A 22,327-nucleotide genomic window follows, 5' to 3' on the forward strand; every position below is an offset into this window, starting at 1 on the left:
CCGCTATCACTGTGAAGGAGTAACAGATGCGACTGGGAATTCTCGATTGTGACCGGCTGGACCCCGACTTGGTGGGGGATTTCGGCCCCGTTTACTCCGAGATGTTTATCAAGGGCTTCCGGGCACTGGCCCCCGGGCTGGAGTTTCGGGTCTGGTCGGCGCTCGATGGCGAGCTGCCGGCCGATCTGCACGAGTGCGATGCCTGGCTCATCACCGGCTCGCGCCACGATGCCTACAGCGACATCCCCTGGATCCGGGCGCTGCGCGACTGGATCCGGGGCGCCCACGATGCCGACGTCAAGCTGGCCGGGGTCTGCTTCGGCCACCAGGTGATCGCCCAGGCGCTGGGGGGCGAGGTGATGAAGTCCACCAAGGGCTGGGGGCTGGGGGTATCGGTCCATCCCATGCTGGCGCGGCAACCCTGGATGGAGCCGGGGCTCGAGACCATCCGGATCCTGGCCAGCCACCAGGATCAGGTGGAGCAGCTGCCGCCGGGGGCCACCCGGCTGGCGGGCAATGATTTTTGTCCCAATTTCATGTTTTTGCAGGGTGACCACATAGTGGCCATCCAGGGACATCCGGAATTCTCGGTGGAATACAACCGGGCGCTGATCGAGCGGCGGCGGGATCTGCTGCCGGACGATCGTTACCAGCGCAGCCTCTCCTCGCTGGAGGGAGAGGTGGATTCGGCCACCATGATGCAGTGGTTGTTGCAATTTTTGGGCATCCTGCCCGGCGCCGACACGGCTGCCGGCGGGATCACAGCAGGAGAGCGAGCATGATTATTGGCGTACCCAAGGAAATCAAAAACCATGAATACCGGGTCGGCATGACTCCCGCCGGAGTGCAGGAGCTGACGGCCCGGGGACACAAGGTGCTGGTGCAGCAGCAGGGAGGTGAGGCGATCGGGCTGTCCGACGCCGAGTACCAGGCAGCCGGTGCCGAACTGGTGGCCAGCGCGGCGGAGATTTTCGCCCGGGCCGAGATGATAGTGAAGGTGAAGGAGCCCCAGCCGGAGGAGTGCGAACTGCTCAGGCCGGGTCAGCTGCTGTTCACCTACCTGCACCTGGCGCCGGATCCGGTGCAGACCCAGCTGCTGGTGCACTCGGGGGCGGTGGCCATCGCCTACGAGACGGTGACCGACGAGCGCGGCGGCTTGCCGCTGCTGGCACCCATGTCCGAGGTGGCGGGGCGGATGGCGATCCAGGCCGGCGCCCACAGTCTGGAGAAGGCGCAGGGGGGCAACGGCACCCTGCTGGGCGGGGTGCCTGCGGTGGCGCCCGCCAAGGTGGTGGTGCTGGGTGGCGGGGTGGTCGGCGTCAACTCGGCGCGCATGGCGCTGGGACTGGGGGCCGACGTCACCATCCTGGATCGCTCCCTGCCACGACTGCGGGAGCTGGACAGCCTGTACGGCCCGGCCCTCAAGACCCTCTACTCCACCCGTACCAACATAGAGGCGTGCATCGCCCAGGCTGACCTGGTGATCGGCGCCGTGCTGATCCCGGGGGCGGCGGCACCCAAGCTGCTGACCCGCGAGATGCTCAAGCTGATGCGCAAGGGCTCGGTGCTGGTGGACGTGGCCATCGATCAGGGCGGCTGTTTCGAGACCTCCCACCCGACTACCCATGAGGAGCCCACTTACGTGGTGGACGGTATCATCCACTACTGCGTGGCCAACATGCCGGGCGGGGTGGCGCGCACCTCCACCTTCGCGCTGACCAATGCCACCCTGCCGTTCGTGCTGGCGCTGGCGGACAAGGGTTACGCCCGGGCGCTGCAGGACGATCGCCACCTGCGAGCCGGTCTGAACGTGTTCAAGGGCAAGATCACCCAGGCGGCGGTGGCACAGGCGCTCGGCTACGAGTACGTCAGCGCCGAGTCGGTACTGGGCTGACGCAGCCGTCGCGCGCTCGCTCGGCAAACGTCGAGCGGGCTCACAAACCCCGCGATTTCAGGGAGGGCCGTCACGGCCCTTTCTCATATACTGGGCTCCCCTGTCAGTGAGGTCTCTTCATGTCCCGCATTCTGCTGCTCGCCAATCTCAACTGTGATCACGTGCTCTCTCTCTCCGAACCCCTGGTGGCCGGTGCCCGCCTGCAATACCTGGATCAGGGCCGCCGGCTCGGCGGTGGCGCCGCCAACACCGGCATCGGGCTGGTGTGGGCCGGCCACGAGGTGACCATCGCCTCGCGCATCGGGCTGGACGAAACTGGCGACTGGCTGCTGGAGCAGGCGGCGGGCTACGGCCTGGATTGCAGCCATGTTGAGCGTTTCGGCGGCGAGACCGGCGAGCTGCTGATCCTGGTGGACTCCACCGGCGAGCGCACCATCCTCAGGCGGCCACGGCGCCCGGACCTGCCGGGTGATCTGCCGAGCGAGGGGGTGGACTGCCTCTACGTGAACTACCCGGGCACCGCCATCATCGGCTACATGCGCCAGATGCTCGGCAAGAGCTTCGTGGTGGCTCAGTATCCCAAGGGCGGCCAGGCGCGTCGCCCCTGCCACGTGCTGGTGGCTTCCCGCTCCGACCTCGGCGAAGTGGACGATCCCTGGCAGCATGCCCGCCAGATCGCCGGCGAGCAGCTGGCCTGGCTGGTGCTGACCGAAGGCAAGGCGGGGGCGGTGGCCATTCACGGCGAGGAGCAGATCCGGGTGGCGGCACGGCCGGTGTCGGTGGTGGACACCACGGGGGCGGGGGATGCCTTCGCCGGCGGCCTGATCCACGGGCTGGCGCGAGGCATGGCGATCCGGGATGCGCTGCAGTGCGCGGTGGACTGGGGCGCCTTCGCGGTCGCCTCCGAGAGTTCCATCCCCTCCAGCGCCCTGAAAAACTGGCTCAGGCAACCGCACTGAGCCGCCATGAACTGTTGCCGATGAGGTCGCCTTGTACGGGCCGAGGTGGAGGGGAAAACCGGCGAATTTAACCGCCATAACCCCCCAAAACCTTGGACTAACCCTGCAAGTTTGCGATCAATCAAAGAAAGTGTCGATTTATGTGCATCTTCATCGACACCCGCCTGAGCTGCTCTTAACCTTGTCATTCCACGACTCAGATTAAGATGCGGACCTTGCGCGGGCGCAAGCGCTTCCCCGCCTCTTAGCTTTAGGTTGTCGTCCTGATTTCTGACTTGTAGTAAGAGGCAAGTGCGACCATGCAACTGACACGATTTACCGACTATGCCCTGCGTACCCTGACTTTTCTGGCGGTCCAGCCGGGAGATCGCCTGTCGACCATCACCGAGGTGGCCGATACCTTTGCCATCTCCCGCAACCACGTGGTCAAGATAGTGCATCAGCTCGGTATCAAGGGGTACATAGAGACGGTGCGTGGCAAGCATGGCGGCATCCGCCTCGGCCGCTCCGCCGTCTCCATCAACCTGCGCGACGTGGTGATGGACATGGAGCACGTGCTCTGCCCGGTGGACTGCAAGCGCGAGAATTGCCGCCTCTCCGGTGGCTGCCGCATCCAGGGTATTCTGCGCCGCGCCATGAACGCCTTCCTCGAGGTGCTGGGGGAGTACACCCTGGCCGATGCGGTGCGCGATCCGACCCGGCTCTGCCACCTGCTCGGCATCGAACAGGATTCGATTCTGGCCATGGCATAAGCCAGGCAAGCATGACAAAGGGGCCCACGGGCCCCTTTGTCATATCCGGGGTTTGGGTTCAGAGCTGGGGGATCAGGGTGATGGCGCCGTGCAGGCAGGCGAGACCGCAGGCGCCGCAGCCGTCGCAGGCCGCCATGTTGATGCTGACGCCGTCGGCGGTGGCCTTGATCGCCTGCTGGGGGCAGGCATCTTCACACAGCAGGCAGTAGAAGCCCTGCCGGGCCTGGCAGCTGGCCTCGATCCGCACCCGGGTCTGCACCTGGCGGCCCAGCTGCAGGTCGAGGGCGCCGGTCGGACAGGCTCTGGCGCAGCTGCCGCAGTAGCTGCACTGGCCGCAGGCGAGATCCAGCACGGGCGTGCCGGCGATGGGGGTGTCGTCGTATTCGGGCTGGTTGGCCGGTTTGAGCAGGCCGTTGGGACAGGCCTTGAAGCATTCACCGCAGCGGGAGCAGAGAGAGAGGAACTGGGACTCTTCGATGGCCCAGGGGGGACGCGCTTCGTGACAAACCACCTCCGGTTTGCGAGAGCCCCCCAATGCTTGCGTCAGCCAGCGACAGAAAAAATGAGTCATGCTCACCCCTGATACCTATTAGGGGTTAATTTTATCCAAGTTTCCCTTCGCAAGCCAGAGAATAGCGCCGGCCAGGATCGCAAGCCGGGTTGCCCTTGTGTAAGCTAGGCGGGTCTTTTTGCAGGATTGAATGAACTCATGTGGTTATTTCTGTGGCGTGCTTCTCTGCTCTATGTCTTCCCCTTGCTGATGTGGGGCTACTGCCGCATCAAGGGGATCGAATTCGTCGAGCTCGACACCGGAGTTAACAGTCACAAGTGGGTGGTGCTGGCCGCCTATCTGCTCTACGTGCTGCTCTGGCTGCTGCTCAACCGCTATCTCGAACTCTTTCTGCGTCAACGGAGCCGCAAATGATCGAGCCCGGGCTCTGGAGCCTGCTGCTGGCTGGCGCCGTGCTGGCGGTCGGCCTCGGCTGGCTGGTGGGCCGGCGTGGTGCGGCCCGGCTGGCCCAGCAGGTGCTGCTGAGCGAGGAGCGCCAGCAGGCGCTGCAGGATCGCTGTGACGAGCTGCAGGATGAAAAGCTGCAGGGCCAGCAGAAGCTGGAGCAGCAGCAGACCCTGCTCATCAAGCTCACCGCCCGCCTCAAGGATGCCGAAGCCACCCTGCGTAGCGAGCGACTGGCCGCCGCCGAGAAGCTGCAATTGCAACAGGAGGCTGAACAGCGCCTCAGCCAGCAGTTCGAGAACCTCGCCAACCGCATCTTCGAGCAAAACTCGGGTAACTTCCGCGAACTGAACCAGAACAGCCTGGATCTGTTGCTGACGCCGCTGAAAGAGCAGCTCGAGGGCTTTCGCCGCCAGGTGGGGGAGACCCACGCCCAGGAGACGGCCCAGCGCCACAGCCTCAAGTTCGAGCTGGAGCGCCTGGCCGAGCTCAACGCCCGCATGACCGAGGAGGCGGCGGCGCTGACCCGCGCCCTCAAGGGTGACAGCAAGCAGCAGGGCAACTGGGGTGAGGTGGTGCTGGCGCGGATCCTCAGCGAATGCGGCCTGCGCGAAGGCCACGAGTACCATACCCAGGTCAACATCGAGGTGGACAAGGGCAAGCGCTACCAACCCGACGTCATCGTCCACCTGCCGCAGGACAAGGACATCATCATCGACGCCAAGGTGTCGCTGACCGCCTACGAGCGCTGGTACAACAGCGATGACGAGCTGGAGAAGGCGGTGGCTCTGAAAGAGCACGTCGCCTCGGTGCGCAACCACATCCGCGAGCTGGGCCGCAAGGATTACCAGCAGCTGCCCGGGGTGCGCACCCTTGATTACGTGCTGATGTTCGTGGCGGTGGAGCCCGCCTTCCTCACCGCGGTGGAGGCCGATCCCTCGCTGGTGCGATTCGGGCTCGACAACAACATCCTGCTGGTGAGCCCCACCAACCTGATGGTGGCGCTGCGCACCATAGAGAACCTGTGGCGCTACGAGCGGCAGAACCAGAATGCCCGCCAGATCGCCGAGCGGGCCGGCCGCCTCTACGAGAAGCTGCGGCTGTTCGTGGAGGAGATGCAGCAGCTGGGTGGCAGCCTGCACCGGGCGCAGGAGAGCTACGACAAGGCGATGGGGCGGCTGGTCAACGGGCGCGGCAACCTGATCGCCCAGGTGGAGCGCTTTCGCGAGCTGGGGGTGGAGGTGACCAAGACCCTGCCCGAGCCGCTGGTCAACCGGGCGCTGGAGCGGGAAGACCCGGCCGAGTGAGGCGGGGCCTCATGCTTCATGCAACAAGAAGGGCAGCCAGTGGCTGCCCTTCTGCATTTCTTCGTCTTGATACCCTTCGCCATTCGATGCTGCGCGCTCGCTGCTTACTGCTTCCAGAAGGAGGGGAAGAAGAGGACCGCCACGGTCAGGATCTCGAGCCGTCCCAGCAGCATGCCGAACGACAGGATCCACTTGGCCGAGTCGGGCAGGGTGGCGAAGTTGGTGCTGGGGCCGATGATCGGGCCCATGCCCGGACCCACGTTGGCCACGGCGGTGATGGAGCCCGAGATGGCGGTCAGGGGATCCAGCCCGATGGCGGCGAGCAGGGCGGCGATCAGCAGGATGACGGCGAAGTAGGCCAGCACGAACGAGATCATCGAGCGGATGATGGCGTCGTTGACCGGGCGGCCGTTGTACTTCTGCGGGAAGACGCCGGAGGGGTGCATCAGCTGGCGCATCTGCTTCTTGAACAGGGCGAACGCCACCTGTACCCGGAAGATCTTGAGGCCGCCGGCGGTGGAGCCGGAGCAGGCGCCGAGGGCCAGCAGGATGATGAAGATGATGCTGGTGAGCGGGCCCCAGGTGCCGAAGTCACCGAGCCCGAAGCCGGTGGTGGTGAGCACGGAGACGATGTTGAAGCAGCTGATGCGCAGGGCATCCATGAAGCCGTAGATGTCCCTTAGCCACAGGTAGAAGGTGACCACCACGGTGACCCAGACCACCAGCCAGAAGAAACCCTGCACCTGGGCATCCTTGAGCAGGCTGTTGTCGCGTCGGCTCAGGCTCTGCACATAGAGCAGGAAGGGCAGGCCGCCGAGGAACATGAAGACGGTACCAATCCAGTGCGCCGAGTTGGAGAAGTGGGACATGGATTGATCGGAGGTGGAGTAGCCACCGGTGCTGAGGGTGGTCATCGAGTGGTTGACCGCCTCGAACAGGGTCATGCCGCTCACCCAGTAGGCCAGGAAGCAGAGCATGGAGAGCACCAGATAGACCAGCACTATGTTGTTGGCCACCGTCTTGGCGCGCGGCGCACTCTTGTCGGACCAATCCGAGCTCTCGGTCTGGAACAGCTTCATGCCGCCCACGTTGAGGTAGGGTAGCACTGCTACCGCCATCACGATGAAGCCCACCCCGCCCAGCCACTGCAGGATGGAGCGCCACAGCAATATGCTGTGGGCCATGCCGTCGAGCCCCGACAGCACGGTGGAGCCGGTGGTGGTGACCCCCGACATGGTCTCGAAGTAGGCGTCGGTGAAGTCGATGTGGTTGATGAAGAAAAAGGGCAGGGCGCCGAAGATGCAGGCAACCACCCAGACCGAGGTGGTGAGCAGGAACATTTCCCGCACGCCGAGGTGGAACACCGCCTTGCGGCCGTAATGCAGGCAGAGCAGGGCCGCACCGTGGGTGATCAGTACCGACTTGAGAAACTCGACGAACCCCTCGGAGCCGGTCAGCAGGGCCAGCAGGGTGGGCAGCCACATGAACAGGGCCAGCTTGGAGAGCACCAGCCCGAGGGTGAAGATGATGGGACGCAGCTTGATCATGCAAGATAACCTGGTCGTTGATTGACAAAAGACCCGGACAATCCCTGGTAGAGGCTGTGCCGGGTCTGGGTTGTGCTGCCTGGGTGCATGGGCAGATTACAGGAAGAAGGGACTTGGCTGGAACAGGCGTTCCACTTCCGGAATGTACTTCTTGTCCACCAGGAACATCACCACGTGGTCATCCTGCTGGATCTGGGTCCGGTCGTGGGCGATCAGCACCTCGTCACCGCGCACGATGGCGCCGATGGTGGTGCCGGGCGGCAGCTTGAGCTCACCCACCGTCTTGCCGACCACCTTGGAGGTGTTCTCGTCCCCGTGGGCGATCGCCTCGATGGCCTCGGCCGCCCCGCGGCGCAGGCTGTAGACGTTGGCGATGTCGGCCCGGCGCACGTGGGTCAGCAGGGCCGAGATGGTGGCCTGCTGCGGCGAGATGGCGATGTCGATGGAGCCACCCTGCACCAGATCCACGTAGGCGCTGCGCTGGATCAGCACCATGGTCTTCTTGGCGCCCATCTTCTTGGCGAGCAGGGCCGACATGATGTTGGCCTCGTCCTCGTTGGTCACCGCGATGAAGACGTCGATCTGGTCGATATGCTCCTCCGCCAGCAGCTCCTGATCCGCTGCGTCGCCGCAGAAGACGATGGTGTTTTCCAGCACCTCGGAGAGCTGCTCCGCCCGTTTCTGGTTGCGCTCGATCAGCTTGACGCTGTAGCGCTTCTCCAGCTGGCGGGCGAGGCCGGCACCGATGTTGCCGCCGCCGACGATCATGATGCGCCGGTAGGGGCTCTCGAGCCGCTGCAGCTCCGACATCACGGCGCGGATATGGCCTGCCGCCGCCACGAAGAACACCTCGTCATCGGCCTCGATGATGGTGGTGCCCTGCGGGCGGATGGAGCGGCCCTGACGGAAGATCGCCGCCACCCGGGTCTCGATGTTGGGCATGTGATCGCGCAGGGTGGAAAGGGCGTTGCCCACCAGCGGGCCGCCATAGTAGGCCTTGACCGCCACCAGACCCACCTTGCCGCCGGCGAAGTCCACCACCTGCAGGGCGCCCGGGTACTCGATCAGCCGGCGCACGTAGTCGGTCACCAGCTGCTCGGGGGCGATCAGGTGATCCACCGGCACGGATTCGGGCAGGAACAGCCGATCCCGTTCCACCAGATAAGCCGGCGAGCGGATCCGCGCCACCTTGTTGGGGGTGTTGAACAGGGAGTAGGCCACCTGGCAGGCAACCATGTTGGTCTCGTCGCTGTTGGTGACCGCGACCAGCATGTCGGCATCCTGGGCACCCGCTTCACGCAGCACCTTGGGATGGGCACCGTGGCCGTTCACCACCCGCAGGTCGAACTTGTCCTGCAGCTCGCGCAGCCGGTCGCTGTCGGTGTCGACGATGGTTATGTCGTTGTTCTCGCCGGCCAGGTTCTCGGCCAGGGTGCCGCCGACCTGACCGGCGCCCAGAATGATGATCTTCATAGGACGGCCTCATGAGCGTCGCCGTTGCAGCGGCGGCCAGGGTGCGTGGGGACGGTCATCAACAGGATGAATCTCATAGGGAAAGCGCGCTCGATGTTGGGCAGTAATGGGTGCCGCAAGCGGCACCCGTCGTGATGATGGCCCTGCTTACCGCTTGATCAGCTTGGCATAGTAGAAGCCGTCCATCTCGGCCTCGCCGGGCAGGAACTGGCGACCCGGGCACTCCGGGGTGTCCTGCGCATGCAGCGGTACCAGAGTGGCGTCCGGGGTGGCCGCAAGGAAGGCGCGGATCTGGTCGCGGTTCTCTTCCGGCAGCACGGAGCAGGTGGCATACAGCAGAGTACCGCCGCTTTTCAGTTTCGACCAGAGGGCGCCAAGGATGCGGTGTTGCAGCTCGGCCAGCTCGCGGATGTCCTGATCCCGGCGCAGCCACTTGATGTCGGGGTGACGGCGGATGACGCCGGTGGCGGAGCAGGGGGCATCCAGCAGGATGCGGTCGAACTGACCCTCTGGCCACCACAGATCCGGGGTGCTGGCATCACCGTGGATCACCTTGGCGGTGAGGCCGATGCGATCCAGGTTCTCCTGCACCCGCTTGAGGCGGTTGTCGTCGGCATCGACCGCTACCACGCCGGCCAGCGCGGGCTGGCGCTCCAGCAGGTGGGCGGTCTTGCCACCTGGGGCGGCGCAGGCATCCAGCACCCACTCGCCCGGCTGCGGGTCGAGCAGCGCGGCGGCCTGTTGTGCTGCGCCATCCTGTACCGAGCAGTCGCCGACCTCGAAGCCGGGCAGCTTGGTCACGTCGCAGGGTCGTTCCAGCAGGATGCAATCCTCGCCCTCTTCACCGGCCATCGCATTGATGCCGGCCTCGGCCATGCGGGCCAGCATCTGCTCGCGGCTCTGGCGCTGGCTGTTGTTGCGGATCCACATGGGCGGGCGCTGGTTGTTGGCCTCCATGATGAATTCCCACTCATCCGGATAGGCCTGGCGCAGCCGCTTGGTGAGCCACTCCGGGTGGCCGAGACGAATGCTGGGGACCCGGTCGATGCGCAGCAGAATGACTTCGGCGCTGCGCTGGAAATTGCGCAGCACACCGTTGATGAGGCCGCGCAAGGAGGTGCCCTTGAGCAGCTTGACGGCGTTGACGGTCTCGGCCACCGCGGCGTGAGCCGGAATGCGGGTGTAGATGAGCTGATAGAGACCGACCAGGATCAGGTAGTGGAAGATGCGGCTCTTGTTCTTGAGCGGCTTGTCCATCATCTCGCCGACTGCCGCATCGAGGCGGGGCAGCCAGCGCAGGGTGCCGTAGCAGAGTTCTTGCAGGAGGGCGCGATCGCGGGGCGCAACCTTCTCCTGGGCAGCAGGCAGAACGGCGGAGAGGGACTGGCCCTGATCCAGCACCTGTTGAATGACGAGAGCAGCCTGTGCGCGTGTTTTCATAGTGTTACCTTAGATGCGCAAGTCGGGGCCTGGGCCCCGCCTTGTGTCAATTCAGTTCAATTCAATTGCGTGCCGGGTTCAAACCAGTCGCGGCGAGAGTTGAGCAGATCCGTCACGGACATGGCCTTCTTGCCAGGCGGCTGTAGGGTCAGCAGGCGCAGCACGCCCTTGCCGGTGGCAATGTCGATCCCTTGCTTGTCAGCCTTGAGCAGGGTACCGGCCGCTTGGCCGTGATCCTGTGCGACGACCTCGGCCTGCCATACCTTGACGGTCTGGCCGGCGACTTCAAACCAGCTGATGGGCCAGGGGTTGAAGGCGCGGATGCAGCGTTCGATGGCGACAGCCTCCATCGACCAGTCGATGCGGGCCTCTTCCTTGGAGAGCTTCTCGGCGTAGTTGGCCTGTGCATCGTCCTGCGCTTCGGCGGCGGTGTTGCCGGCAGCCATGGCATTGACGGTGTCGACCAGTGCCTGCGGGCCCAGCCCGGCCAGCTTGTCATAGAGGCTGGCAGAGGTTTCGTCGGCAGCGATGGGGCAGCTCACCTTGCGGATCATGGCGCCAGTATCCAGTCCTACATCCATCTGCATGATGGTGACGCCGGTTTCGGCATCCCCCGCCCAGATGGAGCGCTGGATCGGGGCGGCACCGCGCCAGCGCGGCAGCAGGGAGCCGTGCACGTTGATGCAACCCAGCCGTGGGGTATCGAGCACGGCCTTGGGCAGGATCAGGCCGTAGGCCACCACCACCATCAGGTCGGCGCCAAGGGCGGCCAGCTCGGCCTGGGCCTCTTCCTTGCGCAGGGAGGCGGGTTGATAGACCGGCAGATCGTGGGCCAGCGCCAACTCCTTGACCGGGCTGGCAGTGAGCTTCTGGCCGCGGCCGGCAGGCTTGTCCGGCTGGGTATAAACGGCGACGACCTCGTGGTCGGAAGACAACAACGCCGCCAGGTGACGGGCGGCGAAGTCGGGAGTACCGGCAAAAATCAGTTTCAGCTTATTCAATGGGGCAGATCCTCAGAGGACTTTGCGATCTTCACGGGCCATCTTTTCCAGCTTCTGGCGAATGCGCTGGCGCTTGAGCGGGGACAGGTAATCCACAAACAGCTTGCCGACCAGATGGTCCATCTCATGCTGGATGCAGATGGCGAGCAGATCGTCTGCTTCCAGCTCGAATGCATTGCCGTGGCGATCCAGGGCGCGCACCTTGACCCACTCGGCGCGGGGCACCAGGGCACGGCTGCCAGGCACGGAGAGGCACCCTTCCTCGATGCCGGTACTGCCGGCCTGCTCGATGATCTCGGGGTTGATCAATACCAGAGGATCTTCACGGTTTTCAGAGACATCGATCACTATGATGCGCTGATGAATGTCGACTTGAGTGGCGGCGAGGCCGATGCCTTCCTCCGCGTACATGGTTTCGAACATATCATCTACAATGTGTTGTAACTCGGGTGTAAAGGTCTCGACAGGGGCTGCGACGGTACGCAGACGCTCATCGGGGAAACGCAATACATCTAGAATGGCCATAGTTTTTTCTTTAGTTTCGTATAAATGCAGTCAATATTGGCGTAATTCTAGTCATTTACGCCGACAAAAAACAGCAACACTTTGCGCGCAGAAGTAACAGGGAGTGTTATGTATCTGAAGCAAACCATCCTTGCCTGTCTGTTGGCCACCCTGTGCCAGGGCGTGCTGGCCGACCAGCTGAAACTGAAAGCGGGTTATCCCGAGACCTATGTGGTGCAAAAAGGCGATACCCTTTGGGATATTTCCGGCCAGTATCTGGCGGAGCCCTGGCTATGGCCAAGGCTCTGGAACATCAACCCGCAGATCGCCAATCCGCACTGGATCTACCCGGGCGACGTGCTGCACCTGAGCTGGGTCAACGGCGAGCCGCGGCTTGGCAAGGCGATGCAGGGCGGCAAGCAGGTTGTTCACCTCTCTCCCAAGAGTCGTTACGAGAACAAGGCCAACCCCATTCCAACCCTGCCGCTCAGCGAGATCGGCCCTTTCCTGCAAACCGACCATATTCTGGCTGACAGCCAGCAGGCAAAGCAGCTGCCTTATGTGCTGGGCAATGATGAGGCGCACATCGGCATGCTGGAGGGGGATACTCTCTATGTTCAAGGCTCGCTGATCCCGGGTCAGGACTATGGCATCTATCATCCGGGGACCATCTACAAAGACAAGAAGAGTGGCGAACAGCTGGGGCAAGAGGCGGTCTTCGTCGGCACGGCCAGGGCGGAAGCCCTGCTGCCGGACGGCCGCACCCGGGTTACCCTCAGCCACAACCAGCGCGAGGTGTATCAGGGGGACAAGCTGATGCCGTTCCCGCCGCAGGAGAGCCTCTCCGCCGTGTTCACGCCCAAGGCTGCCCCCGTCATCTCGCCCGGCTATATCGTCGACTTGCCGAGCAAGGCTCGCGGCGGTGGCAAGTTCGACGTCGTACTCATCAACAAGGGCATGCGTGATCAGGTTGCTCCCGGCGATGTGCTGGAGATACTGCGGCCCGGTGCCCGGCTGGTGAGCAAGAATGGCAAGGTCGCCTATCGGGAGTACTCCTCCGTCTATGACAAGGCCTTCTATTCGGCCGGCAAGCCCTCCCTGCCGTCGGAGGCCGTGGCCCGGGTCATGTTGTTCAAGGTGTACGACAAGCTGAGTTATGGCCTGATCCTGCAGAGTCAGGACATGGTCAGCACCGGTTATCAGGTCAGCAACTTCTGACGTGCCTCTTCCATCCGGGCGACTCGCGCTATGGTTGACGCTGGATGCCGTCACCGGCATTGGTCCAGTCACCGCCGCTCGCCTGCTGGCCCATTTTGGCGGTGACATCGTCACCCTGTTCGACACCGACGACGGCACCCTGCGATCCCTTGGTCTGCAGAGCGTTCAAGTCCAGCAGATGAGGTGGCCCCAGCCGGTTGTCGAGCAGGCGCTGAGCTGGGCCGCCGAGCCCGGCAATCATCTCCTGTGTCCGGATGACCCCGTCTATCCCGCTTTGCTCAAAGAGATCCCCGCCGCCCCGCTGTTGCTCTACTGTCGTGGCAACCTGGCTGCCCTGTCTGCTCCTCAGCTGGCGATGGTCGGCACGCGCCATCCCACCTATGCCGGCAAGGACAATGCTGCCCGCCTCTGCAGTGAGCTGGTCGCTTGCGGGCTTGCCATTACCTCCGGACTGGCGCTTGGCATAGACGGGGTGTGTCATCAGCAGGCGCTGGCGGCAGGGGGGACCACCCTGGCCGTGCTGGGCTCAGGGCTCGACTGCCTCTACCCGAAGCGCCATCAGGGGTTGGCTATGGAAATCCTGGCGCGAGGCGGCTTGCTTATCTCCGAGCTGGCACCCGACAAGGGACCGCTGGCCGAGCACTTTCCACGGCGTAATCGCATCATCAGTGGCTTGTCGCTGGGTACTCTGGTGGTAGAGGCGGCCGAGCAGAGTGGTTCGCTCATCACGGCCCGTTATGCGTTGGAACAGGGGCGAGAGGTCTTTGCCGTACCTGGTGCCCCGCAAAACGTGCAGGCACTGGGTTGCAACAAATTAATCCAGCAGGGGGCCAAACTTGTATTGAGCGCGGCCGATATAGTGGAAGAGCTGCCCGGATTTGTCGGTCTGCTGCAGCAAGTGGCTGACTTGTCTGAGCATTCGAATAATAGCGAATTGCCTTATGCCGATTTGTTGGATAACGTAGATTATGAGACCACGAGCGTGGATACCGTTGCCGAACGGTCCCAGCTTCCTGTCGAAGTGGTATTGGGCAGGTTGGTAGAGCTGGAGCTGGCCGGTGCAGTGATGGCGGTAGCCGGTGGATACGTCAGAGCGAGGAGGGCGAATCATGTTTGATGTATTGATGTACCTTTTCGAGACCTACATCCACAGCGATGCAGATGTGATGGTCGAGCAGAATGAACTCACCGACGAACTGAGCCGGGCAGGTTTCGACAAAGACGAGATCGAGAAGGCGCTCAACTGGCTGGAGCGACTGGCCAACCTGCATGACAGCGAGCGGGAGGTCTACGTGGCCGCCAGCGCGCAAGGTTCCATGCGCATCTATGCTCCACAAGAACTGGCACGCCTCAGTACCGAGTGCCGCGGTTTTCTGCTGTTTCTGGAACAAGCCCAGGTACTCAATGCCGAAACCCGCGAAATCTGCATCGAGCGCCTGCTCGAGCTTGATAAACCGGATATCGAGCTGGACGATCTGAAGTGGGTCGTCATGATGGTGCTGTTCAACGTACCGGGCAGCGAAAATGCCTACCAGCAGATGGAAGAGCTGGTGTTTGACGAGTCGGACGGCGTCATCCACTGACAGCCCGGTGCCGCGCTGGTAGAATTCAGGTCATCTGGATTTCAAGGCGCGGCCCATGTCAAAAATCGATCATCACCTCTTTTCAGCCCACGAACATGCCTTCGAGCGCGAACCGTGCCCGCAGTGTGGTGCCGAGCTGGTGATCCGCCAGGGCAAGCATGGTCCCTTCCTCGGTTGTTCTGCCTATCCTGCCTGTGATTACATCCGCTCCCTGACCCCGTCTGGTCGTGACATCGAGAAGGTGCTTGAGGGCTCGGTCTGCCCGGATTGCGGCCAGCCGCTGGCCATCAAGAAGGGGCGTTATGGCCTGTTTGTCGGCTGCACCCAGTACCCGGCCTGCCAGCACATCGAATCCCTGCAGGAGAGCGACGATACCCAGATCCTCTGCCCGGAGTGTGGCAAGGGACACCTCATCAGCCGAACCTCTCGCTATGGCAAGCAGTTCTACTCTTGCGACGGTTACCCCCATTGCAAATATGTGGTGAATGACAAGCCGGTCCCCATGCCTTGTCCGCAATGTGGCTGGGGTATCATGGTCGAGAAAAAGGTGAGGGGAGCCCTGCGCTGGATCTGCCCGCAAAAGAAATGCGGCCACCAGAGCGAGCAGGTATAATCCGGCCGCCACAAGCGAATTGAAACGTTTTCGGCGAACTTCAACCCCCCACTTGGAGTAAGGAAATTCCCACCATGAATAAACCTTTTGTTGCCGTATTGATGGGCTCTGATTCTGATTTTCCGGTGATGCAGACCACCCTCGAGGTGCTCAAGTCATTCGATATCGCGGTAGAAGTGAAAGTGACCTCCGCACACCGTACACCGGCTGCGACTCATCAGTACGTGACCGACGCCGAAGCCCGTGGCTGCAAGGTCTTTATCTGTGCCGCCGGTCTCGCTGCTCACCTGGCTGGCGCCGTGGCAGGCATCACGACTCGTCCCGTGATCGGTGTGCCCATCGATGGCGGCCCGCTCAAGGGGCTGGATGCACTGCTTTCCACCGTGCAGATGCCGGGTGGGGTGCCGGTGGCGACCGTGGCGATCGGCAAGGCCGGCGCCAAGAATGCAGGCTATCTGGCAGCTCAGATGCTGGCAGTGGCGGATGATGAACTGGCGGCCAAGGTGCAGGCAGAACGCCAGAAAAATGCCGACGAGGTACTGGCGAAAGACGCTGCCTTACAGGCCCTGCTCAAGTAAGCTCCGAGACGGCAACCACCAGCCCGTTCGCCATCAGCTTCTCGCTTCTCGCTGGTCGATGAAGGGGGCCGTCAGGGTCGCCGTTTCGTAGGCTCAATGTTAATCAATGATGAGGCGACAGCCCGGCTGTCGCATTTTTTATGCCCAATGAATTTGAACTTGCAGTTGCCGCCCTCCAGCGCGATGGGGTGATTGCCTATGCGACCGAGGCGGTATTTGGCCTGGGTTGTGATCCTGACTCTGAGTCGGCGGTACACCGTCTGCTGGCGATCAAGCAACGCCCGGTGGAGAAGGGGTTGATCCTGATCGCTGCCGATCTGGCTCAGTTGCAGGATTATATCGATCTAGACCAGCTCACCAGCGAGCAGCTGGCCCGGGTGGAAGCGAGCTGGCCTGGCCCCTTCACCTGGATCATGCCGGCGCGCAGCAATACCCCGGCCTGGCTGACCGGTCAGTTCACTACCTTGGCTGTGCGTGTGACGGCCCATCCGCAGGTACAGGCCTTGTGCCGCGCGTTTGGCAAGCCGCTGGTCTCTACCAGTGCCAACCTGACGGGTGAAGAGCCGGCCCGCCGGGTGGCGGAGATCGGCGAATTGCTGGCGAGTCAGCTGGCCTATATCCTGCCCGGCGAAGTGGGGGGCAGGCCAATCCGTCCGAGATCAAGGATGCCAGAACCGGCGCCATCATTCGCCCCTCTTGAACCGCTCGGAGAGCGGCAATGCGGATCGGCTTAGCCCATCCGGCGACATCACAATAATAGGGTCAGGCGACGATCCTGGCTGACTGGAGACAAGATGAGCAAACCGGATGTGGCCCAGGTCAAGGCCTTCCTGCTGCAGTTGCAGGACGAGATCTGCCGTGGTCTGGAACTGGCCGACGGCGTTGGACACTTTGTGGAAGATGCCTGGCGCCGTGAAGGGGGTGGTGGTGGCCGCACTCGTGTGCTGCGTCACGGTGCCGTGATCGAGCAGGGAGGGGTCAACTTCTCCCACGTTCATGGCGACGCCATGCCGGCCTCGGCGACGGCCCATCGGCCGGAACTGGCGGGCCGCCGGTTTGAGGCCATGGGGGTGTCGCTGGTGATCCACCCACACAATCCGTATGTGCCGACCAGCCACGCCAATGTGCGCTTCTTCATCGCCGAGAAAGAGGGGGAGGAGCCGATCTGGTGGTTTGGTGGCGGCTTCGATCTCACCCCGTTTTATCCGTTCGAAGAGGACGTACGGCATTGGCATCAGGTCTCCTTCGATCTTTGTCAGCCGTTCGGCACCGATATTTATCCCGAGTTCAAATCCTGGTGTGATCGCTACTTCTTCCTCAAGCACCGGGACGAGACGCGCGGCGTCGGCGGCCTCTTCTTCGATGATCTGAATCGCTGGCCGTTTGCCGACTGTTTCGCCTTTATGCAGGCGGTTGGCAAGGGCTATCTCGATGCCTACCTGCCGATTGTCGAGCGTCGCAAGGCGCTGGCTTATGGCGAACGGGAGCGGGAATTCCAGCTCTATCGTCGTGGCCGCTATGTGGAGTTCAATCTGGTGTATGACCGTGGCACCCTGTTTGGCTTGCAGACTGGCGGGCGTACCGAGTCGATCCTGATGTCGATGCCGCCGCTGGCGCGCTGGGAATATGACTGGCAGCCGTCCGCGGGCAGCCCGGAGGCATTGCTCTACACTGACTACCTCAAACCACGCGAGTGGTTGTGACCTGAGGGGCCATTATGGCCCCTTCTTATTGGCCGATATTCGGCTTGTTCCTGAGTGCGAAAACCCGTTAAATCGGGAGATTGCCCTCTGAAGGAACTCTTTGATGGATCGTTATCTGGTTTTTGGCCACCCGGTGCGCCACAGCAAATCGCCCTTTATTCATACCCTGTTTGCCAGACAAACCCAGCAGGAGCTGGAATATGGTCTGGCCGAGCCTGCCGTCGAAGAGTTCGCCACCAGTCTGAGAGCCTTCTTTGTCCAAGGTGGCAAGGGATGCAATGTCACCGTCCCCTTCAAGGAGCAGGCATTCGCCCTGGTCGATCAACTGAGCCCTCGGGCCCGGCGGGCAGGGGCAGTCAACACCATCAAGCTGACCGATGATGGCGTACTGCTGGGTGACAACACTGATGGTGCCGGGTTGGTGGCCGATCTCAAGGCGCATGGTGTGGCACTTGCCGGCAGCAGGATCCTGCTGCTGGGGGCGGGCGGCGCGGCGCGTGGTGCACTGGCTCCGCTGCTGGCCGAGCAACCCGAGGCATTGGTTATCGCCAACCGTACTCACGCCAAGGCGGAGCAGCTGGCTGCCGAGTTTCGTGATCTGGGGGCGGTCAGTGCCCAGACCTATGAACAGCTGGGCGGCCATTTCGATCTGATCATCAACTCCACCTCCGCCAGTCTGCAGGGGGAGTTGCCGCCGCTCCCTCCGGCGCTGATCCATGCCGATATCGCCATCTACGACATGATGTATGGCGCGACCGATACCCCCTTTATCGCCTGGGCCAAGGGGCAAGGGGCTCGCCAGACCGTAGACGGCCTCGGCATGCTGGTGGAACAGGCGGCAGAAGCCTTTACCGTGTGGCGCGGAATCCGGCCAGGGACTAAACAGGTATTGAGAGAACTGAAACGAAATCTGGGGACCCTATGAACCAAGGCATCTTGTTTCCCGAGCTGGCCGACTGGCAAGCGCACGAACAGCGGATCCACTTTCCTGCCCAGCAGATGGGGGCGCTGGTAGATTGCTACATCAGTCGCCGGCGTCTGGAGAAAATGACCGGGCTCTCCCTCGCCAGAGAGGAAGACATCCTGCGAGCCTTCGAAAGCGTGCGTTTTGACATCGAGGAGATTGCTGAAAAACTCATTGAGGAACAAGAGTTTGCAGAAGATGGCGGCATCTACCTCTGATTTTTTTAAGTTTTTTTTCAAAGCAGCGGAACTTGCGCCAAGTTGTGCTGACTAACTAGATAGTTGAGGAAGTGCTAGCTAGTCACCTTTATAACTCCCCGGTATTCGTACTGGGGATTTTTTTATCTATATGAAAAGTAACATGATTTATGTAATTCATTTTTCGTGAAACTTAATTACATAAATTACTTTCACTTTCTGCTGCTTTGCTATACAGTTAGCAACGTAGGGTACAGAGGTAAGATGTTCTATCTTTCAGACCTTTTATTTCACGTAATTGAATGTGGCTGAATAGCGACCCCGGTGAGTCATCATCGGGGTGTTTTTTTATGGGTTGCGTTTAGAGTAAATGCTTTAATGTTGGCGAATGTTTGTTAGAATGAAGGGGCTTCTTGAGGAAAACCAGTCGTCTTTGTTCTCAAGATTTAGCTTCTTCCCAATTTTTGAACTGATTGTTTAAGGCCGGTACTGCGTTTGCAGAACCGGCCTCATTTTTATCCTTTCCATTGACTGTTTTGTAATAAAATTTCACTTTGGTACTTATTTGGTGAGGAAACGCCCCCGCCGGCATCTATTTTTGAAAACGTTGCCAATGGGATGAAAAGTTAATTGTTATATAGAATTAACTATTTATCCCATTGATAAAAATAGTGTTTCAAGAACTCATCGTAGGGAGTGGGCGATGTCACTGGCGAGAGGGGTTATGGCAAGCAGACTGAAAGCCTTTCAATCAGCGGAGGAGCTGCTCCGCCAATTGCAGGGTTTGGTTGTGGTGTATACAGGACGTAGCTTACTCCTCGAGCGGTGCTTGCTCACCGTCAGTCATGTCATCGGCGCCCGCCAGGTACCAGCCAGTCAGCGTCTGTGCCAGTTTTTCGACCCCGATCTGGGTCAGGGAAGAGAAGGCTTCCACCTGGATCTGCGGACCCAGCTCGGCTACGGCCTGACGTACCTTGATGACCTGATTGTTGCGCGGACCTGGGCTCAGCTTGTCGGCCTTGGTCAGCAGCAGCATGACCGGCAGTTTGCGGTGAGAGCTCCACTCCAGCATATTCATATCGGTATCTTTGAGCGGATGGCGGATGTCCATCAGGATCACCAGACCTTTCAATGACTCACGACGCTGCAGATATTCCGCCAGCGACTTTTGCCACTTGAGCTTCATTTCCAGCGGAACCTGCGCATAACCGTAGCCCGGCAGGTCGACCAGACGCTTGCCCGGTTCCAGCTCAAACAGGTTGATCAGCTGGGTACGTCCTGGCGTCTTACTGGTGCGAGCCAGGTTCTTGTGTTTGGTCAAGGTATTCAATGCAGATGACTTACCGGCGTTGGAACGGCCGGCAAACGCAATCTCGACACCCCCATCATTTGGCAGGTGACGGATGTCGGGTGCGCTGGTCACAAAATGCACCTTATTGAAATTCAGAGTTTGTGTATCCAACGTAAATTCCCCATAGAGATAGAGGGTTATAGAGTTACTTTTTTGTGAAATCGTGTAAAATGGCGTCGCTTAAACGCGTTTATTTTAACATGCCTTCAGCGGCATGGGATCTGGAAGCCTAATAACGAGAAGTTGGAACGCCATGAAGAACCTAGTCATTACTCTTGCTCTGATGGTTGGCGTAACGGGGATGGCACAAGCCAAGGGCGATGCCGCTGCGGGACAAACCAAGGCGGCCGTTTGCGCGGCTTGTCATGGACCGGACGGCAACAGCCTAGTCGATATGTACCCCAAGATTGCTGGTCAGCACGCATCATATATCAAAAAGCAGTTAGTTGAACTGAAGGCTGCAGCTTCTGGTCAAACTGGCCGGGTTGCACCCATCATGGGGCCGATGGCGCTTCCTCTGTCTGAACAGGACATGGAAGACCTGGCAGCCTACTTCTCCAGTCAGAAGGTGACGCCGCTCGCGGTACCCGATGACGCCGTCGCTGCAGGCAAGGCGCTGTACATGGGAGGGGACATGAGCCGTGGTCTGGCTGCCTGTACTGCCTGCCATGGTCCGCGTGGTTCGGGCGTCGAGCAGGCCAAGTATCCGAGCCTGTCCGGCCAGCATCCTGCCTACATCAAGGCCCAGCTCACGGCCTTTAGGGCCGCTGCCCGTGACAACGACCCGAACAGCATGATGCGGGACGTTGCCAAGAAGCTGACCGATCAGGATATCGAAGTACTGTCCAAATATGTGGCAGGTCTGCACTGATCAAGCCGGATGATATTATCTCATTGATATTGACGAGGAGCCGCCGGCTCCTCGTTTCTTTTTGGCCTTTAACACCATTTGGCCAATTTTTTCTCGCATTGTTGTAAGAGATCTCCCATTCATCAGCCTGGCCAGGGCTTAAACATTTTTAGAAAAATGCTTAGTAATTCATTAATTTCAATATGTTAAATGACAATAAGTCATTTATCTCCGTTTGAAAACGTTCCTGATGGATTGAGTCACTTTATTAAATTGATACAGTGGATGCATGGAATGACCAACGCGGCGGTTCACGACCGGGATGTCGTGAAGACAGGATGTCGATGAGGCTGGATGCCAAGGGCCACGCGAGTGGCAGGCAATGAATTGAAAGACCAGGATGGTGACCGTTCAGGAAGAGCGGGGCTGCGGGAAGCAACCACCCCAGAAGATGACCGGACGTCGTCTGCATGGGTCAGGCAAGCACACGCACATTCAGGATCGACCAATTAAGGTCAGGATGACCATACACAAGATATGATGCGCAGAAGTATCACCACGGACAGGGTGATTTGCAGCCAGGGATGGGACTCGCATAAACATATCAAGGCAGCTTCGGCTGCCTTTTTTCTTTTGGGTCATTAACCCGCTTGGTCATTCTGTGTCAAAATACCAGCAACATGCCCAGAGGATGCCGATCCTGCGGTATTCGAAGGCCATTTATGGCCGGATTGGTGCGGGATCCCGCTCTGTTTCTAATCCATCGTCCCCCGTGTCAGCATCCTCTTCCGGACCTTTTCGAACCGGAAACGGGTTTCAATCCAGTTATTTGTCGGAGTCATTCATTCATGTCGGCTAAACAACCCAATCGCAAACCTGCCGGTAAGCGCAAAGAATCAGATGCCAGTGCCCAGGAAGGCCGTGAGCGCAAACGCGCCGCCAAGCGCAAGGGCTTGAAGGCAGGATCCCGCCAGCAGGTCGAGCAGGCCGGCAAGAAGAGTGGCACCAAACAGGCCAAGGATCCGCGCATCGGTTCCCGCAAGCCGGTTGCCCTGATCGTGGAAGAGAAGAGCAGCAAGCCGGTCGCACCCAAGCAGGTCAAAGAGAAGAAGCTGGTGATGACGCCGGAGCAGGAGCTGGCCTCCATCGAGAATGATGATCGCCTGAATGACCTGCTGGATCGACTCGATGCCGGTGAGACCCTGGAAGCAACCGAGCAGGCCTGGGTCGATCAGCGGGTTGACCGCTATCAGGAGCTGATGGACGAGCTTGGCATCATCGACACCGATGATGACGAAGACGAAGCTGACTTTGATGAGGCCGACTTTGACGAGCCGAGCCACCCAGCCTCCGAAGAGGAGCTGTGGGATCGTTTCACCCAGATCGACTATCAGCCAGAGCCCAAGCCTGAGCCGAAGAAAAAGTGATGAGTGGATGG

General features: G+C 60.9%; 23 protein-coding genes and 1 pseudogene. 17 read left to right on the top strand and 7 right to left on the bottom strand.

The window, feature by feature from the left end; all coding sequences use genetic code 11:
* The first annotated feature begins 26 nt into the window (after window positions 1-26).
* The 4 genes from E5E97_RS05390 (at window position 27) to E5E97_RS05405 (ending at window position 3,605) form a co-directional block, all read left to right on the top strand.
* Window positions 27-782 (top strand): glutamine amidotransferase, encoded by a 756-nt coding sequence (locus tag E5E97_RS05390; RefSeq protein WP_171279961.1) that lies wholly within the window; start codon window positions 27-29, stop codon window positions 780-782.
* Window positions 779-1,894 (top strand): alanine dehydrogenase, encoded by a 1,116-nt coding sequence (gene ald, locus E5E97_RS05395; RefSeq protein WP_171279962.1) that lies wholly within the window; start codon window positions 779-781, stop codon window positions 1,892-1,894. Before E5E97_RS05390 ends, ald begins: the two co-directional genes overlap by 4 nt.
* A gap of 119 nt (window positions 1,895-2,013) precedes the next feature.
* The gene (locus E5E97_RS05400; RefSeq protein ID WP_011704257.1) at window positions 2,014-2,853 is read left to right on the top strand and encodes a PfkB family carbohydrate kinase; all 840 of its coding nucleotides are present in this window, start codon (window positions 2,014-2,016) and stop codon (window positions 2,851-2,853) included.
* 299 nt (window positions 2,854-3,152) lie between these two features.
* Window positions 3,153-3,605, top strand: coding sequence for an Rrf2 family transcriptional regulator (locus E5E97_RS05405; RefSeq protein WP_011704258.1), 453 nt, complete (start codon window positions 3,153-3,155; stop codon window positions 3,603-3,605).
* 58 nt (window positions 3,606-3,663) lie between these two features.
* Here E5E97_RS05405 and E5E97_RS05410 read toward each other — a convergent pair whose 3' ends face one another.
* Window positions 3,664-4,176 carry a ferredoxin-type protein NapF gene (locus E5E97_RS05410; RefSeq protein ID WP_011704259.1) on the bottom strand — a complete coding sequence of 171 codons (513 nt, stop codon included), beginning with the start codon at window positions 4,174-4,176 and terminating at the stop codon, window positions 3,664-3,666.
* A gap of 138 nt (window positions 4,177-4,314) precedes the next feature.
* Here E5E97_RS05410 and E5E97_RS05415 point away from each other — a divergent pair, with 138 nt between their 5' ends.
* The gene (locus tag E5E97_RS05415) at window positions 4,315-4,530 is read left to right on the top strand and encodes a hypothetical protein (protein ID WP_016349071.1); all 216 of its coding nucleotides are present in this window, start codon (window positions 4,315-4,317) and stop codon (window positions 4,528-4,530) included.
* Complete coding sequence (rmuC, locus tag E5E97_RS05420; protein ID WP_171279963.1) at window positions 4,527-5,867, top strand: DNA recombination protein RmuC; 1,341 nt, start codon at window positions 4,527-4,529, stop codon at window positions 5,865-5,867. Before E5E97_RS05415 ends, rmuC begins: the two co-directional genes overlap by 4 nt.
* Before the next feature lie 104 nt (window positions 5,868-5,971).
* Here the strand turns inward: rmuC and E5E97_RS05425 are convergent, their stop codons facing one another.
* The 5 genes from E5E97_RS05425 to def all read right to left on the bottom strand — a co-directional run bounded on the left by E5E97_RS05425 (window position 5,972) and on the right by def (window position 11,853).
* A complete protein-coding gene (locus E5E97_RS05425; RefSeq protein ID WP_011704262.1) occupies window positions 5,972-7,414 on the bottom strand; it encodes a TrkH family potassium uptake protein in 1,443 nt (480 codons plus the stop codon).
* Window positions 7,415-7,510: 96 nt separating this feature from the next.
* Window positions 7,511-8,887 carry a Trk system potassium transporter TrkA gene (gene trkA, locus E5E97_RS05430; protein WP_011704263.1) on the bottom strand — a complete coding sequence of 459 codons (1,377 nt, stop codon included), beginning with the start codon at window positions 8,885-8,887 and terminating at the stop codon, window positions 7,511-7,513.
* A gap of 147 nt (window positions 8,888-9,034) precedes the next feature.
* Complete coding sequence (gene rsmB / locus E5E97_RS05435; protein ID WP_017410576.1) at window positions 9,035-10,327, bottom strand: 16S rRNA (cytosine(967)-C(5))-methyltransferase RsmB; 1,293 nt, start codon at window positions 10,325-10,327, stop codon at window positions 9,035-9,037.
* 56 nt (window positions 10,328-10,383) lie between these two features.
* Entirely contained in the window at window positions 10,384-11,328 is a 945-nt protein-coding gene (gene fmt, locus E5E97_RS05440; protein WP_073348645.1) for a methionyl-tRNA formyltransferase, read from the bottom strand.
* Window positions 11,329-11,340: 12 nt separating this feature from the next.
* Window positions 11,341-11,853, bottom strand: a complete 513-nt coding sequence (gene def, locus E5E97_RS05445) for a peptide deformylase (protein WP_171279964.1) — start codon at window positions 11,851-11,853, stop codon at window positions 11,341-11,343.
* A gap of 108 nt (window positions 11,854-11,961) precedes the next feature.
* On the opposite strand from def, the gene E5E97_RS05450 reads away from it, so the two are divergent.
* The 9 genes and pseudogenes from E5E97_RS05450 to E5E97_RS05490 all read left to right on the top strand — a co-directional run bounded on the left by E5E97_RS05450 (window position 11,962) and on the right by E5E97_RS05490 (window position 18,709).
* On the top strand, window positions 11,962-13,050 hold the full coding sequence (locus E5E97_RS05450; protein WP_171279965.1) for a LysM peptidoglycan-binding domain-containing protein: 1,089 nt from the start codon (window positions 11,962-11,964) through the stop codon (window positions 13,048-13,050).
* A 1-nt stretch (window position 13,051) separates the two neighbouring features.
* Window positions 13,052-14,167, top strand: coding sequence for a DNA-processing protein DprA (dprA, locus tag E5E97_RS05455; protein WP_171279966.1), 1,116 nt, complete (start codon window positions 13,052-13,054; stop codon window positions 14,165-14,167).
* Window positions 14,160-14,633: a DUF494 family protein gene (locus E5E97_RS05460; RefSeq protein ID WP_011704269.1), complete on the top strand. Its 474-nt coding sequence runs from the start codon at window positions 14,160-14,162 to the stop codon at window positions 14,631-14,633. The genes dprA and E5E97_RS05460 overlap by 8 nt, the downstream gene beginning before the upstream one ends.
* Before the next feature lie 55 nt (window positions 14,634-14,688).
* Window positions 14,689-15,246: a type I DNA topoisomerase gene (locus E5E97_RS05465; protein ID WP_101615722.1), complete on the top strand. Its 558-nt coding sequence runs from the start codon at window positions 14,689-14,691 to the stop codon at window positions 15,244-15,246.
* A gap of 74 nt (window positions 15,247-15,320) precedes the next feature.
* Window positions 15,321-15,824 carry a 5-(carboxyamino)imidazole ribonucleotide mutase gene (purE, locus tag E5E97_RS05470; protein WP_011704271.1) on the top strand — a complete coding sequence of 168 codons (504 nt, stop codon included), beginning with the start codon at window positions 15,321-15,323 and terminating at the stop codon, window positions 15,822-15,824.
* A gap of 140 nt (window positions 15,825-15,964) precedes the next feature.
* Window positions 15,965-16,524 (top strand): annotated as a pseudogene (locus E5E97_RS05475) (Sua5/YciO/YrdC/YwlC family protein).
* A 94-nt stretch (window positions 16,525-16,618) separates the two neighbouring features.
* Complete coding sequence (gene hemF, locus E5E97_RS05480) at window positions 16,619-17,527, top strand: oxygen-dependent coproporphyrinogen oxidase (protein ID WP_171279967.1); 909 nt, start codon at window positions 16,619-16,621, stop codon at window positions 17,525-17,527.
* Window positions 17,528-17,630: 103 nt separating this feature from the next.
* Window positions 17,631-18,452, top strand: coding sequence for a shikimate dehydrogenase (gene aroE, locus E5E97_RS05485; protein WP_171279968.1), 822 nt, complete (start codon window positions 17,631-17,633; stop codon window positions 18,450-18,452).
* Window positions 18,449-18,709: a DUF1488 domain-containing protein gene (locus E5E97_RS05490; RefSeq protein ID WP_102989672.1), complete on the top strand. Its 261-nt coding sequence runs from the start codon at window positions 18,449-18,451 to the stop codon at window positions 18,707-18,709. Before aroE ends, E5E97_RS05490 begins: the two co-directional genes overlap by 4 nt.
* A 790-nt stretch (window positions 18,710-19,499) precedes the next feature.
* Here E5E97_RS05490 and yihA read toward each other — a convergent pair.
* A complete protein-coding gene (yihA, locus tag E5E97_RS05495; protein WP_011704276.1) occupies window positions 19,500-20,150 on the bottom strand; it encodes a ribosome biogenesis GTP-binding protein YihA/YsxC in 651 nt (216 codons plus the stop codon).
* 142 nt (window positions 20,151-20,292) lie between these two features.
* On the opposite strand from yihA, the gene E5E97_RS05500 reads away from it, so the two are divergent.
* Entirely contained in the window at window positions 20,293-20,910 is a 618-nt protein-coding gene (locus tag E5E97_RS05500) for a cytochrome c (RefSeq protein WP_016349084.1), read from the top strand.
* Window positions 20,911-21,737: 827 nt separating this feature from the next.
* Entirely contained in the window at window positions 21,738-22,316 is a 579-nt protein-coding gene (gene yihI / locus E5E97_RS05505; RefSeq protein WP_162902067.1) for a Der GTPase-activating protein YihI, read from the top strand.
* The last annotated feature ends 11 nt before the right edge of the window (window positions 22,317-22,327 follow it).

Origin of the sequence: Aeromonas sp. 2692-1 (assembly GCF_013085505.1) — a bacterium.
GTDB classification, from domain to species: domain Bacteria; phylum Pseudomonadota; class Gammaproteobacteria; order Enterobacterales; family Aeromonadaceae; genus Aeromonas; species Aeromonas hydrophila.